This is a genomic window from Knoellia remsis (genome assembly GCF_003002895.1).
Lineage (GTDB): Bacteria > Actinomycetota > Actinomycetes > Actinomycetales > Dermatophilaceae > Knoellia > Knoellia remsis.
In genome coordinates, this window is the sequence record NZ_PVTI01000032.1 from 1 (window position 1) to 13,384 (window position 13,384).

At 67.1% G+C, this 13,384-nt stretch carries 12 protein-coding genes; 2 read left to right on the plus strand and 10 right to left on the minus strand.

What is annotated here, in order from left to right; translation table 11 throughout:
• Window positions 1-79 precede the first annotated feature (79 nt).
• Together istB and BCF74_RS15130 are read left to right on the plus strand one after the other, a co-directional pair.
• Window positions 80-880: an IS21-like element helper ATPase IstB gene (gene istB / locus BCF74_RS15125; protein WP_106297606.1), complete on the plus strand. Its 801-nt coding sequence runs from the start codon at window positions 80-82 to the stop codon at window positions 878-880.
• A 26-nt stretch (window positions 881-906) separates the two neighbouring features.
• Window positions 907-1,290: a hypothetical protein gene (locus BCF74_RS15130; protein WP_106297605.1), complete on the plus strand. Its 384-nt coding sequence runs from the start codon at window positions 907-909 to the stop codon at window positions 1,288-1,290.
• A 915-nt stretch (window positions 1,291-2,205) separates the two neighbouring features.
• Here BCF74_RS15130 and BCF74_RS15135 read toward each other — a convergent pair.
• The 10 genes from BCF74_RS15135 to BCF74_RS15175 form a co-directional block, all read right to left on the minus strand.
• A complete protein-coding gene (locus BCF74_RS15135) occupies window positions 2,206-2,529 on the minus strand; it encodes a hypothetical protein (protein ID WP_106298790.1) in 324 nt (107 codons plus the stop codon).
• Between the two features lie 53 nt (window positions 2,530-2,582).
• Window positions 2,583-2,705: a hypothetical protein gene (locus tag BCF74_RS17900; RefSeq protein WP_281257199.1), complete on the minus strand. Its 123-nt coding sequence runs from the start codon at window positions 2,703-2,705 to the stop codon at window positions 2,583-2,585.
• A 158-nt stretch (window positions 2,706-2,863) separates the two neighbouring features.
• On the minus strand, window positions 2,864-7,129 hold the full coding sequence (locus tag BCF74_RS15140) for a sacsin N-terminal ATP-binding-like domain-containing protein (protein ID WP_106298791.1): 4,266 nt from the start codon (window positions 7,127-7,129) through the stop codon (window positions 2,864-2,866).
• A 162-nt stretch (window positions 7,130-7,291) separates the two neighbouring features.
• Window positions 7,292-8,941 carry a TniQ family protein gene (locus BCF74_RS15145; protein ID WP_106298792.1) on the minus strand — a complete coding sequence of 550 codons (1,650 nt, stop codon included), beginning with the start codon at window positions 8,939-8,941 and terminating at the stop codon, window positions 7,292-7,294.
• On the minus strand, window positions 8,938-9,579 hold the full coding sequence (locus BCF74_RS15150; protein WP_106298793.1) for a hypothetical protein: 642 nt from the start codon (window positions 9,577-9,579) through the stop codon (window positions 8,938-8,940). The genes BCF74_RS15145 and BCF74_RS15150 overlap by 4 nt, the downstream gene beginning before the upstream one ends.
• Window positions 9,576-10,139 carry a hypothetical protein gene (locus BCF74_RS15155; RefSeq protein WP_106298794.1) on the minus strand — a complete coding sequence of 188 codons (564 nt, stop codon included), beginning with the start codon at window positions 10,137-10,139 and terminating at the stop codon, window positions 9,576-9,578. The genes BCF74_RS15150 and BCF74_RS15155 overlap by 4 nt, the downstream gene beginning before the upstream one ends.
• On the minus strand, window positions 10,136-10,444 hold the full coding sequence (locus BCF74_RS15160; protein WP_106298795.1) for a hypothetical protein: 309 nt from the start codon (window positions 10,442-10,444) through the stop codon (window positions 10,136-10,138). The genes BCF74_RS15155 and BCF74_RS15160 overlap by 4 nt, the downstream gene beginning before the upstream one ends.
• Window positions 10,444-10,821: a hypothetical protein gene (locus tag BCF74_RS15165; protein ID WP_106298796.1), complete on the minus strand. Its 378-nt coding sequence runs from the start codon at window positions 10,819-10,821 to the stop codon at window positions 10,444-10,446. The genes BCF74_RS15160 and BCF74_RS15165 overlap by 1 nt, the downstream gene beginning before the upstream one ends.
• The gene (locus BCF74_RS15170; RefSeq protein ID WP_245889396.1) at window positions 10,818-12,065 is read right to left on the minus strand and encodes a hypothetical protein; all 1,248 of its coding nucleotides are present in this window, start codon (window positions 12,063-12,065) and stop codon (window positions 10,818-10,820) included. Before BCF74_RS15170 ends, BCF74_RS15165 begins: the two co-directional genes overlap by 4 nt.
• Before the next feature lie 272 nt (window positions 12,066-12,337).
• On the minus strand, window positions 12,338-13,384 hold the full coding sequence (locus tag BCF74_RS15175) for a TniB family NTP-binding protein (RefSeq protein ID WP_146132997.1): 1,047 nt from the start codon (window positions 13,382-13,384) through the stop codon (window positions 12,338-12,340).

The window sequence follows — 13,384 nt, forward strand, 5'->3', positions numbered from 1 at the left end:
CCATCTATGACCGGCAGCTCCTTGGCCGGGCGACCGGCACCGACCACCCGATCCCCGCACCCGATCCCGGAGGACAACCATGACCGCTTCCGTATCCACGACGACCACGCTGCGCCGACGCCGTGGCCTGACCGAGGAAGCCGCCACTGCCGCCGTCGACACCGCCTGCCGACGCCTTCGGCTACCGACAATCCGCGCGGTGGTCGAGGAGGCCGTCGCGGCCGCGACCAAGGACCAGCTCACCTACTCCGGATTCCTCGCCGAACTCCTGTTGGCCGAGGTCGACGACCGCGACCGCCGCTCCACCGCCCGCCGCGTCAAGATCGCCGGGTTCCCTCGCGAGAAGTACCTCGAGGACTTCGACCACGACGCCAACCCCAACATCAACCCCGCCCTCGTGCACACCCTCGCTGCCGGGGACTGGATCCGCCGCGGTGAGCCCCTCTGCCTGATCGGGGACTCCGGTACCGGCAAGAGCCACCTGCTCATCGCGCTCGGGACCGCCGCGGCGATGAAGGGATACCGGGTCAAGTACACCCTCGCCACGAGGCTGGTGAACGAGCTCGTCGAAGCCGCCGACGACAAGACCCTCACCAAGACGATCAACCGGTACGGCCGGGTCGACCTGCTCATCATCGACGAACTCGGCTACATGAGCCTGGACACCCGCGGCGCCGAGCTCCTCTTCCAGGTCCTGACTGAACGCGAAGAGAAGAACAGCATCGCGATCGCCTCCAACGAGTCGTTCGCCGGGTGGACCAAGACCTTCACCGACCCCCGCCTGTGCGCCGCGATCGTCGACCGCCTCACCTACGGCGGCACCATCATCGAAACCGGCACCAGCAGCTACCGCCTCAACCACACGCGCGCTGCTCGCTGACCTCAAGGATCGGTCATTATCTGGGCATGACCGAACGAGCTGGCCCGACCGAGGCGCAGGTCGCCGCGCTCGACGGCGCTGTCGCCGAACTGCTCGACCAGGGCATTATCGCGGGCTGGGTGGCCATTCAGACCGAACACTTCCGCAACCTGTTCCTCAGCAAGCAGCTGGGCTGCTGGCTCCTGTTCACATGGGCCGACGGATCGATCGAGATCGAAGAGGACTACCCGCCCTACGCGCTCGTGCCCGAGCTCTTGGCAGGCACCTTCACCGACGAGGACCGAAGCGCCAACTATCAAGTCGTGTGGGTCGCCGACGACCGCCGTGGCGACGCCTGGCAACGCTACGGAATCCACGAGTCACCAGGCCACTACATGGGTCTCGCTGCCAAGCAGCGCAAGCCGCGATAGCCGGCTCTCGACTTTCCGCGGGGTGGGGCCGAATCAAGCCGTCACCCTGGGGCCGGCCCGGGTTGACATAGACACCCGGCATTGAGCTGGCTATGCGTGACCTCGGACCCAACTGGCTCCTCGCCGACTGCGGCTATGTCGAACTCTGGGCTTCCCCACCGACGAGACCTACCAGGACAAGGTCTGACTCCAGCGTGCGGTGGCACCTGCCACGGGTGCGGAGAGCAGCCCCGGCGACGGGTCCCAGGCGAGCTACGAGTAGACCTCGTCCTCGTCGTCTTCCCATTCGCATCCAAGCTCTTTGTGAATGTCGAGAGCCTGCAACGTTCCAAAGTCGAATCCGCACCTCGGGCACCTTGTGTACTCGCTCAAGACCTGGGCCTCCCTCGTCTACATCGGATGCCTACTGCCGCCAGACAAGGCGTACAGCTCTGACTCTTATCCGCGTCTCAACCCCAGCACCCGGGCGAAGTAAAGGGGGAGCAGTAGTCGCCGTCGTGCCGCTCGAAGTAGTCGCTCATATTCGCAGTCGGCTTGCCGCAGTTTGGACACGGCTGATGAGAACCCGGACAGGTGCGACTGTTATGAGCGTCGAGCCCGCATGTTCCGCATGCCATGCACAGATCCTAGGCCGCAACCAAGGGTGGCAGGCAAAGTCCTGGCATCGGAATCGAAATCGTTGAAGATCATCGCAGCGACTTCGCTCGGCGTTGGCTCATCGACACCAGCAAGGCCGAGGTCGGATCTGGCCTCGCGCACGAGCTCGCCGACCAGCTGCTGAGTCTCAGCTCGCTCGGCAGGCGGAACGACTCCTCCGCGGGTGACCATGATTCGATGGCTCGCCGCATGCCACTGGGACAACCGCCCGAGAAGTTGGCGGGATCCCCACACCGCGATGGATGCTCGCACCGGGGCCTAACTGACCGATTCTTGGGTCCCGTCGAAGGCCCGGACGGTGTGCTCGATCATCGAGGTGTACGCGTCCTCGCGGCGCGCGCGCACGGCTTCTTGCTGGGCTCGGACCGCTTCGGCCGCCTCACGTACGCGGCGCTGGTCGATCGACTCGTTGACGGTGAGTGCCACGAGGCCTGCCAGACTTGCCGCCGCGAGCGTCCCGATAGCGCCGAAAGGCACATCCGTCCACTTGGCCTGCGGAACCGTCCAGACCCAGTGAATGCCGACGGCGATGCTGCCGACCGCGACGACCCAGAGCACGATCCGCAGCACCTTGGTGACCATGCAGTGATGCTACGGACCACTGATCGCGCACCACGGGTGGGCCCAGGGCGAAGCTACTTCTTCTGGCCCTTGAGCTTCTGGATCTTCTCTAGAAGGCTGGCCTTCTCGTTCAGACGTTTGGCCTCTGCGCGAAGCTCTCGGGGCGTCTTGTTCTTGGCGCCGGGTGTACGTGGCACGCTCCACTCCTTTAACGATAGATTGTGGATAGATCTATCTTATCCGACCCTGGGCGAGTCGTCCGAGGAACGGAGGAACTCGCCCATCAGGGCTGACGAGGCGCCCGATGCCGCCCGTCATCTACGCAGCCATCCCCACGCGGGTCGACGACCTCGAACTACTCGACGGCGTCCTCTTCCACGGTAAGTGCCATCTGTGCTTTCGCCAGCAACAGCCGGCCCCTGCCTTCCTTGATCAGTGCGAGAGGGTCCGCCCAGCGCGTGATCAGCGGCGCTGCGTCGTCAACGTCGGTGACCCGGTAGATGTAGTACCGGCTGCGGCGGTACGTGGCTTCGATGAGTTCGGCGTGGGAGATGTAGAACGGCTCCGCTGGATCTGACGCTCGCGTGGCTTTGACCTCGATGTAGATGAGTTGGTCGTCCTCATCGACGCTCATCAGGTCGTACGGAGACAGTTCGTCGGTCTTGGAGATCCAGTGCACGGATGCCGGATTCTTGCCGATTTCTGTGAGCCGCCGCCGCTCTGCGTTGTACGCAACTTCCTCGCCGCGCTTGCCGACCCGGCGGTTCTGCTCCTCCGTCTGGACCGATGGCGCCGTGCTCGTGCCGCCGGTGCCAATCCGCGCCGATGGTCTTCTGCTCGGTGCATCCGGAGCGTGCCGGCCGGGGCGAGCGTCCACGATTTCGACCCTTGAGTAGTCAACGGCTGGAGGTCCCGCCGGTCCTGCCGCTTGCTTGACCGCGGCGACGTCGGCGCTTTGCTCGGCCTCGGCTGGTTCGCCATTGTCGTCAGCTGGCGGTTCTACTGTCACTGATGCGGCAGCAGCCTGGTTGAGTACAGCTACTTCGTCCGGCTCACGCTGGTCCTCGTCCCCAGGCTCGGGGACCAGGCTGTCGAGGACGTTGCTCAGTTCTTCGTCATCCTCGGCGGAGATCCGCAGGAGTTGTCGGGCTTCTCGGACGTCGGAGTCGTGGATCTGCCGATCGTCCATCATGCGTTTGCGGTCACCGGACGTCGCGGTAAGCAGCATGGTGAAGGCATCTGAGAGTGTGGGCACGTTGAGGAACTGGGCGAGTTGTCGGCCAAGTGGGAACCAGTGGGGCTGGCGCGTTGTCGGGTCGAGTTCCAGATATGCCGTTCCCACGTTGACCGATCGACCTCTTCGCCTTTCTGCGCGGCTGGCGATGTAGCAAACGGCGTCTTGGCGGGTCACTTCGGTCTCGTCGTACTGGTACCTGAGTGCGAGCTCGTCGCAGACGATCAACTCCAAACTCCTCAGTGCGGGCCGAACGCGGTTCTCGGCGCTGGAGTTCTCAGCGCGCACCAGCGCGAAGAGGTAGGGCTTGATGCGGTTCACCCGCGTTGCCGTGTCGTCGTAGAGCGCATCGTGGTGCTCCCCAAACGGCAACGGTGATGTCTTCACGGCATCGTCGAGCTTGGTCAGGGACAGGTAGCGGGTGAGCCTGGTGAGACCGGCTTCCGCCGAGAGCAGGGGCCGTTGCTTCTCGAAGGTGTCGCGAAGCAGTGGATCCTCGGCATAGGGAGGCTGGGCCACGAAGCTGCTCTTGCCGTTCTGGGTGGCAAGGAGCCGGACCGTTTCGGGAGCCGGATGCGGCTCTAAGTCTTCGCGGAGAACGTCGTGCAAGGTGCGCTGAACCCACCGGGCCGCCTGCACGGTTTCCCGGTTCGGGCCTCCTGCGGCATCGGCTTCATCAGCGATGCTGCCGAGCAGGGTTAGAAGGTCCTCAACGCGGGGACGCCCAGCGTCAGTCAGGTGAAGTGCCGCGGCCAAGCCCGGCCCCCCATGTGCTTGATACATCGCCTCGCTGATGCGAGGGATCCGCTCTTGGATGCGTCGGGGTGTCTGGGCGGCGCTGATCCAAGCATTCATCGGCAGCACGAGCTCGGCGACGTTCCCCCGGTCGACGGGGACCCAGGAACGCGCGCGCAGGGTGTGCGCGAAGAGTGATGGTGCTAACCGGCCTCTTTCGCCCGCATGGACGGTGTTGACGCACCAGAACTGCGCGTTCATGCCGTCCTCGTAGGTCGCGCCCCAGCGTCGGGCGAGTTGCTTCCACAGCGCCATGAGGCGGAGCGGGTCCTTGGACTCAACGAGTTGCTCGTGGCGATCCAGCTGGTAGGACCTGCGAAGTTGTTGGCTCGCTGGGTGCCCTTGGGGGCATCTGGCCGCAGCGTCTACCTCCGGGAGTGCCATCCACTCGTTGAACAGCCCTCCGCGGTGCGGATGCCGTCCGCTGCCCACCATGTACCCCCACTGCTCGGTCGGCTTTGCTTCGTCGAGTCGCGGATGGTCGGTCACACCGAGCATCCGGAAGAAGTCCAACTCGTCCCCCCGCTGCTCGGAGTCTTCCGGCACTGCGACGTCGAGGAACTCGGGCTCGTTGAAGGCGCCGTAGATGAGTTCCAGGTCGTCGGAACCGCTCCACGGGGCGCTGAAGTACATAAGGGCGGCCGGCCGAAGCTCACGCATGTTTGCGTCGGCGGTGCGCCCAGGTAGGAGCACTCGCCCGAGGACTGGCTCAAGATCCTCGCTCCCCGACAGTCGGGCTAGCCGGTACGCCCGTAGTGCAGCCATCCCACGGGAGCGGGTTGTTTCATCGGTCTCGGGGCTCGCCAGGAGGGTGATAAGGAAGTCACGGATGAGTTCGCGCCATTCGAAGGGCTTGACACCCAGGTCGCGTAGCAGCGACTGGGCTTCGTCGGTGGCAGGCGAGTAAGCAACGGGTATGGGAAGGTCCTCGGGAAGTGCCGCCACGCCACGTTCGCGGGGAAAGAAGATCGTGCCGTCCCCGGGGATGAAGTTCTGTCCGTTGACCCCCAGGACGCTCGGGACCTTCCTGAGTTCCGCAACGAGGGGAGACCCAGCGCGCTCTCGCCAAGCGACGAGGAAGTCGTAGTAGTCGTGAACGGTGTCCCTCGTCGGGGGCGGGAGCGACGACAGGAACTCGGGAACCCCGATCTCGTCGATGCCGGGCACATGACTGAGGAAGGTCCGTACCGCGTTTCGTTCCTCGATATCGGGGCGCAGTGTGTGGCCGGGGTCGAGCTCTGCCACCTGATGGGCACGTTCTGGGCTCGGAAGACTTTGTGTGAGCGGGCGAATCTGCACCGGTGTGCGCAGTTGGCCGTCCGCCGCTGGCATGAAGGACGCGGCAAGCAGAGCCTCTATCCACCTGGCGCGCATGTCGGCTCCCCCCGCCCCGACTGACGCGACGGTCGCCGGTACCAGTGCCTCAACGGCGGCAGCATTCGCACCCGTTCGGTTAACGAGATCAGGTGCCACGCTTGCCGTGAGGAAGTCACCGACGGCGTTGACAAGCATGCGGTTGAAGCCCAAGGACTCCGGAGTGGCCGCGACCTGCCGGCGGTCCATGGTGAGCACCCACTCCGCGTGAACGGCTACGTGGAGTCCGGGCCGCTCGTCCGTGGGAAAGAAGACGTGCAGAGGAAACGTCTCGCTGACCAGAGGCAGACCCGCGTCGTCAACAGGCACGGCTACGGCGAACCTGGCCTCCGTGATGCTGTTCCAGGCGTCGCCTAGCGGCGCGAGCAAGGCGGCGTCCGGGACGACAGAGCCTCTGTAGATGAACCACTCCTCGCCAGTCTCATCAGGCTCGTCGTCGCTGTCCGACGTGGTGGCAAGTAGCACGTGCTCGACGCCATCCTCCGGCTCCCGTGACACCTCGGCCGAGAAGTTGCTCCCGGTCCCGCGAAGCTGCAGATGGTCAACATTCGGGAGGAACAGGAGAAGTCGAGGATGCAGGTTGTCGACGAGATGTTGCTCGACGATCTCGCGGCCGACACCCTCACTGAACGGAAGGCGAATGACGGTCGTGAAGCCATCGCCGCGTAGTTCCGCCACGCGCCCGGCGTCAGGGCCAAAGTCTCCTGCCTCAACTGGAAACGGGAAGGCGTAGACGGGAAGCTTCTGCCCGGCGGGCAGCGCCCCGAGAATGGCGGACACGTCGGTCCAAACGCGCTCACTGCTGAACTGGAAGGAGGCGCGAGCCGAGGTGATCTGCGGGTGGTCGGTGATCTCGCCAACCGACTTGAAGCCGAGCCCCTTGTGGCCTACGGCCTCACCTGGTCCCTTGGATGAACGTCCAAGCGAGCAAATCGCGTTGACCTGCTCGTCTCCGAAACCGAAGCCGTTGTCGGCCACGATGAGCGCCGTCTCGGTGAGCAGGAAGTGCACCCGACCGCGTGACCCGGCGTCCCAGGCGGCATCGTTGGCATTCTGCAGCAGTTCGAACGGATAGCGCCCGGTGTACTGCTGGCGAACCAGTTCCTGCCCCTCGCCGCGTTCGTGCAGGCTCTTGAAGGCACTGTCGTGCAGACCGTCAGCCGCCAGAAGTCGCAGCGGACGCAGCTCGCCTTCACACAATCTGGCTACAACGTCCATGGCGACCTACCTCGAGAGGGCATGGCATAAGGATGTCCTGCGAACCCGGAATGTGTGAGTGGAAGAGTACTTTCGCGGCTCATCAGCAGCCCAAGTGAACGCTTTCCGGGACGATCTGGCGACGGGCGTCCCTTCGGACTCCGCGGGTTCTTCGGGCCATCATCAGGCCCGCTTGTGGAGGGCGTAGGCGAGCTCGAACTGCTGGTCCTCGTCGAGGGAGTCGGCGAACTGGCGGTAGTGGGCGCGGTCTTTGGCGGTGGGCTTCTTCCCGCGCCAGGCGGGTGAGAGGTCGAGGTGGGCGTGGGCGACGTTGACCCATTGCCAGGTCAGGCCGTAGCCGACGCTGCTGTAGTGGGTGCCGGGGCGGAACTGTCGGGCCCACTCGTTGAACCAGCGGCTCATGTAGAGCCTGTGCTCGATCTTGGCTTCGGTGGCCCGATAGTCCCGCCGACGCGTCTCCTCGCCGGCCCGCCAGATCCGGGCTTGCCACTCGTCCGGGCTGACGAGCATCGTGGCCGAGCAGGCGCGGGCCAGGCGAACACCCATCGGCCCGGGCATGTTGAGGGCTTCGGCGGCGGCCTTCCACGACGTGACATCGGGGTGTAGCCGCGCCAGGGACAGGGACGCGAAGGCCCGGACGGTGTCCTCGCTGGAGTCGAACGCGCCTTGCAGGTGCTCGAGGTATTGGGCGTGCGGGATGACCTGGGGGATGACGAGCAGGTTGATCGGCATACGCGCTCCTGGGTGGGTGTCGAGGTGGTGGGACAGGCGGCGGTGCGGGGCGCGGGCCGCCATGACGAGCCGGGTCAGGGTGGGGGTCATGACCGTGTGGTCGGCGAGCCAGCCGAGGGGCCCGTCCGGGGTGGTCGGGGGGAGCTCGGACCACGGCGTCAACGCGGCCGCGGCGGCGTCGACGTCGGGGGCGGCCAGGATCGCGTCGGCGGTGGCCAGGGCGGCACCGCGGACACCGGGGTCGTCGGGTGGTCGGAGGCCCCACCGTGGGCCGCGGTCGCCGGTCCGCTGTTCTGCCTCGTGGGCGAGGGTTGCGGGCCAGTGGGCGAGGTCGGTGGCGGCGGGTTGGCCGGCGAGGTGGAGCATCAGGGTGGTCAGGTGCCGTAGGTCGGTCAGGTAGGCCGCGGGGCAGGCGGGCTGTCCGAGGACCTCGATGTCGTGGCCGTCGAGGGCTGCGTCGACCCGCCGCTGCGTCAACATGACAGCCTCGTCTGCCGGGGCGGTCGCGGTAGTGGTGAGGTCGTGTTGGCACTGGCGGGTGGGTCCGTCGCCGAGCGGGTTCCCGCACACCAGGCTCCCCCCGACGCGGCGGAGGTGCGAATGCCGTTGGTCGCGGAATGGTCGTTGGCAGGCGGGGCATTCGGCGACGAGCAGGTCACCGTGGCGGGTGCAGGCGGTGACCGTCAGGAGCCGCCACGCGGTCTGCCATGCGCCGGTCTCCGCGAGACAGGTCGGGCAGATCTGGGTGCCATGGGCGGGGACCCAGCCGCGGGCGGCGACCTGCCGGTAGGAGTGCCGGTCGGTTGGGTCGAGCCCGGTGAGGTCGAGGGCGGTGCCGTCGAACGAGGCGAGGGTCGCGGCATACACGGCCTGCTCGCCGACGCGGGCGAGGGCAGCGAGTCGGGCGACGGTGTCCGGGGAGGGGGCGAGGGTGAGGTAGCGGGTGCCGGCTCGGCCCCGGCCGGTAGCGGTGAGGAGTTGGGCGGTGGTCAGGCCGTTGGCGTCGGCGAGGTGCTCCAGCCAGGACTCGATCGACTCCCCGTCCTGAGGGGCGATCGACACCGGCAGCGCGACGGTCATGACGAGCCGGCTGGTGGTGTGCGCGACCTCGGGGCCTGGGCGTCGCGGAGGAAGTCGTGGAGGTGACTTTGCAGTTCCTCGCTGGGGTGGTCGCCATAGATCAGGTGAGGGCGCGGGGGCTCCGCCGCGCGCCGTCGTGATGCGTTGCTGGCTGTCGCGGTGTGGGTCGCGATCCAGTCAGCCAGGCTGGACAGGTCGTCGGAGGTCAGGCCGGCGCGCATGTCGGGCGCCACGAGCAGCACGTTCGTGCAGTTGGCGAGCCGGCCGGTGCCGGTCCACATCGCGCACGGCTCCAGGACGCCTACAGCGGGTGAGGCGTGGTCAGGGCGGAGCCTGGCGTCGATCCACACGACGTGTCGGATCTCGGGGTGCCGTCGTAGAAAGTCGTCAAGGGCTCGCTGCTTCCACCAAGGGGCGGGGTTCCACCGGTCCTCGGGCCGAACCGGGCGCGCCGAGGTGTCGGCGGGGGACGCGATCTCGGCCCAGGACCGGCCGGGCAGCAGGTCGAGGTGGTGGCGCATTGTGTGGGTCCAGTCGGTGAGCCAGTAGCAGCCGACCTGGCCCGGGCGGTGCAGATCGTCCAGAGCGGCACACATCAACGGCGACAGGTGCACACCGCCCTCATCATCGCCGATCATCGTGTGTCGACCCACTGGGTCGAGGCGCCGATCGTTGCGATCACCCCGTCAATGTCAAGGACGACCGCGACCGGCGGCAGCCCGGCCGCTGCTTCCTTCATCGGGCCCGCCCCGGCGTCAAGCCTCCGGATGGCCACGACGGTTTCGTGCGTTTGTGCGAAGCTGGTCAACAGTCCGCGAAGGGCGTGGGTGATGTGAATCGCGGACGCGGGACGGGCGGCATTGATAGCGGCAATGGAGCGGCGGCCTTCGTCGATGACCCACACGAGATCGTTGACGTGGGGTTGAAGCTCGGTGCCGAGCTGGTAACCCCTATGGGCGAGGCCGACGGTGATGGCGTCGGTCAGGCCGGGGAAGCTCGAGCCGTCGACGTGGATCACCTCCTCCGGCACACCATGCGCTGCCGTGAGATCTCGAATCCAAGAGGACACCTTCTCGTGGGTGTCGGCGACGGTGCCGCCGACCAGCTCCCGGGTGTCGGTTTGGAACATCAGGACGAGCGGGATGTGGGAGCCGTCGACCAGGCGGATATACGTGGGGTAGACGTGCCAGATGCTCATGCGGTCCTCCGCTGTCTTGGGTGTCGTTGGCGGGCGAGGTCGAGGCGGCCATTGCGGTAGCCCTCACCGGCGGCGATGCCGGTATAACCGGACAGTTCGGCGAGGTCGGCGCACTCTGCGGTGATGGGGCAGGCGGAGCAGACAGCGGCCGGTGCGGCCAGGGCGGCGAGACGACCCGCCTGGGTGAGGGCGGCGGCAAACGTGTTCTCCCAGCGGCTCCACTCGATGGTGAGGTCTTTGCAGGCGCCGTCGGCCAGGGACCAGGCGGCGTCGCGGGCGAGGACCTCGCGGCTGAACCCCCTCATCACCGCTCCCGTGCCCTGCGCGCTGGCGGCGGGTCGTTGGACCAGCGGGCGCGCAGGTCCTCGATCGCCGACGAGCAGGGAGTGATCGGTGTGACGGTGAGATCAGGGATCCCAGCGGTCAGGGCCGTCACGGTGTCGGTTGTGCACACGCCCACCACGACCCCATGCCGGGTGATGACCCAGGTCCGTCTCGGCAGGGCTAAAGGTTTGGCGCTGGTGGCAGTGATCCATTCCTCGACCAGGTGTCGGAGCTCTTCGTAGTAGTGCTGGTAGTGGCCGTGGTCGATGCGCTCGAGCGGAGCGTCGTCGATCGCTGTGAGCATCGCCCTGGTGCGCTGGTGCAGGTTCTCCAGGGCGGGGTTGGCTATCGGTCTCATCCGTATCTCCTCGTGACGGGGGCCCAGGTCGCGTGGGTGGTGGGGATGGTGGTGACGTCGGCGTCGGCGAGCAGCTGCTGCCCGGTCTCGGCGAGGGTCAGGCGGGTCTCGGGGTCGATGGCGGCGTCGAAGGCTCGCACGTGTCGGTCGGCGATGAAGGGGCGCGGGCTGGTGAACGCCGGCCCGTGCGTGAGCCGCGTCCAGATCCACGTCAACGCGAGATCGTGCCCGGGGTGGCCGTCGATCTCCGGTAGCCGACCGGCGGCGAGAGGCAGCCGCGGGAGGCGGGTGACCGGTCGCAGGGTGTCGCGGCGCCGCTGGTAGTCCACCAGCCCGCCGTCGACGAGAGCGTCCACGGCGTCAGTCAGGCGAGCGGCATCGAGGTCGTGGATGCCGCGGCCGAGGCGTATGCCGTCCAGCAGCAGGCTGGCGTCGTCGTCGGTGGTGCCGAAGGCGTGGCACGCGCGGGCTGAGGACGTCGCGCCGTCATGGACGTGGGTGAGCAGCATGTGCAGCGCGATCGCGAAGTGCCAGCGGGTCCGCCATACCGCCGGGTCGGGAAGGCCGTCCTCGCCGGGCGCGGGCAGCAGCGCGGGGACGTGGTCTGGCCGGATGCCGTGCCGCTTCACCTGGTGGGCCAGATGGGTGGTGAGCCACAGGAGGCGGCGGGCGTCGTCGCGGTTGAAGCCGGCGAGGATCGGCGCTGTCTTCGGTGGCGAGGGTGGCCGTTTGGGTAGATAGCGGCCAGCGTTGGGGACGTGCTGCGGCGGGACCGTCAGGGTGTGCCCGCGGCGGCGACGTTGTGCACTTTCGCGCAGCAGGCGGTCCCGGTGGTAGCCCGAGTGCAGGGCGGGTGCGGCCGCCGACAGGATGACGGCCACTGTCCCTGGGTCGGGGCTGGGGAAGACGCCCCACCGGCGAGCCGCGGCCACGTCGAGCGCCGGCAGGCCGCTGGGCCGGTCGGGCCACTGGTCGTCGATGGTCGGAGCCACGACGGCGCACACCCGCCGGAACGACCCGAGCCGGAGACGGGCCGACTGGTGGAAGACCGACGCCTCAGCCAGCGACGTGAGCTCGCCGACCAGGTCCACCAGCCGCGGCGACGGCACAGTCACCGACTCGGCCAGAGACCGGGCCTGGACCAACAGCAGGCGGCAGTCACGGCATACCGGAGACAGGGCGGACTGCCAGAACAGCTCGCGCCGACCGGTCAGGGGGGTGCAGCACAGGCACACCCACTCCACGCTGAAATGCAGAAGCCAACCGCCCCGATGCGTCTTGCCGCGCCCGCGGACGGTCGGCGGATAGCGGTCCATCGTCAGACGCGCCGCTGTACCGGCGTCGAGGCCGGCGAGGGCAGCAACAGTCTCTAGTTCATCTTCAGGAACGCCGACGTCGTGCCGGTGTGCTGGGAGGACCCGGCGGCGGGTCACGCCGTTGGCCTCGGCGAGGCGCCCGGCATATGCAGTGAGTGGCTCGCCGGGCTGGGGCGTCGGTCGGACGGGAAGTAGCGCTGTCATCGCCGTGTTTTCCCTGCCGCGGTGGCTGCGTCGATCTGTCCGTCGAGCGAGCGATCGCTGAGGTCGACCGCGTCGAGGTCGTCGTGGGTAATGACGCTGCGCCGTTCGTGGATGGCGTCTAGGACCGACCCGGTGACGAGCTTGGCCACCTCCCCGACGAAGCCTTGGGTGCGTCGCCAGACGTGCTGCGCGAGTTTGGTGACGAACAGGTCCGGAGCAGCGTCGGGCAGATGCTCCAGAGGCCGGTTGGCCGCGGTCGCGAGCAGGTCCTGCCAGGCAGCCTTCTTCTCGACCGTGCTGATCTGGAAGGCGTCGATGGTCATCGTCGTCAGCCGTGCTCGGATCTGCGGGTCATCAAGGATGGCGGTGCTTTCGAGATGCGCGCCGACCAGGATGACGGTGCCCCTGTTGACCTCTCCGAGTTCGGTGTTGAGGAACTTGATGTAGTCCAGCACTGCTCGGCCTTGCGCGCTGGTGGTGCGGAGCATGTGAGCGTCGTCCAGGATCACGACCTGCACCCCGTGCATCCGTAGCGCATGGAGCACCCGGGTGGTTGTGGTTCGGGCGAGACCCTCTGGCGGATACCCCAGGTAGAGCAAGATCAGTGCGTTGATCTCCTTGATCGAGCTCGACGCCATGAGTGTCACGTAGACGACCGGCACCCAATCCGCGGTCACGCCAGGCTGGGGGGACCAGGTGGGGCGCTCCTCGTTCGCTTGTCCGCCGAGGACTCCGCGGTACACGCCGAAACCCCAGTGCTTGAGCAGTGTGGACTTGCCCGCTGAGAAGGGCGCGGTGACCGCGACCATTGGCATCGCTCCCGGCGGTCGAAGTCGGTTCGTCGCGACGATGTCGTCGAGGTGAGCCGCGACCGCCTCCATGGGCCTGGAGACGACAACCGTCGCGTTCATCGCCCCTGCCAGACGACGGAAGTAGTCGTCCCTGCACTCTCGTGACAGGCTGTCGAAGTCGGTGATGGAGACCGGATCAGGCCAAGTGGGGGCCGGAGTGGTTGCCTGTCGATGCCAGTCTCGAACGTCCAC

Excerpts from the sequence above, each read along its gene's own strand:
- istB (WP_106297606.1), top strand. The coding sequence starts at position 80 with ATGACCGCTTCCGTATCCACGACGACCACGCTGCGCCGACGCCGTGGC.
- BCF74_RS15130 (WP_106297605.1), top strand. The coding sequence starts at position 907 with ATGACCGAACGAGCTGGCCCGACCGAGGCGCAGGTCGCCGCGCTCGAC.
- BCF74_RS15135 (WP_106298790.1), bottom strand. The coding sequence starts at position 2,529 with ATGGTCACCAAGGTGCTGCGGATCGTGCTCTGGGTCGTCGCGGTCGGC.
- BCF74_RS15140 (WP_106298791.1), bottom strand. The coding sequence starts at position 7,129 with ATGGACGTTGTAGCCAGATTGTGTGAAGGCGAGCTGCGTCCGCTGCGA.
- BCF74_RS15145 (WP_106298792.1), bottom strand. The coding sequence starts at position 8,941 with ATGACCGTCGCGCTGCCGGTGTCGATCGCCCCTCAGGACGGGGAGTCG.
- BCF74_RS15150 (WP_106298793.1), bottom strand. The coding sequence starts at position 9,579 with ATGATCGGCGATGATGAGGGCGGTGTGCACCTGTCGCCGTTGATGTGT.
- BCF74_RS15155 (WP_106298794.1), bottom strand. The coding sequence starts at position 10,139 with ATGAGCATCTGGCACGTCTACCCCACGTATATCCGCCTGGTCGACGGC.
- BCF74_RS15160 (WP_106298795.1), bottom strand. The coding sequence starts at position 10,444 with ATGAGGGGGTTCAGCCGCGAGGTCCTCGCCCGCGACGCCGCCTGGTCC.
- BCF74_RS15165 (WP_106298796.1), bottom strand. The coding sequence starts at position 10,821 with ATGAGACCGATAGCCAACCCCGCCCTGGAGAACCTGCACCAGCGCACC.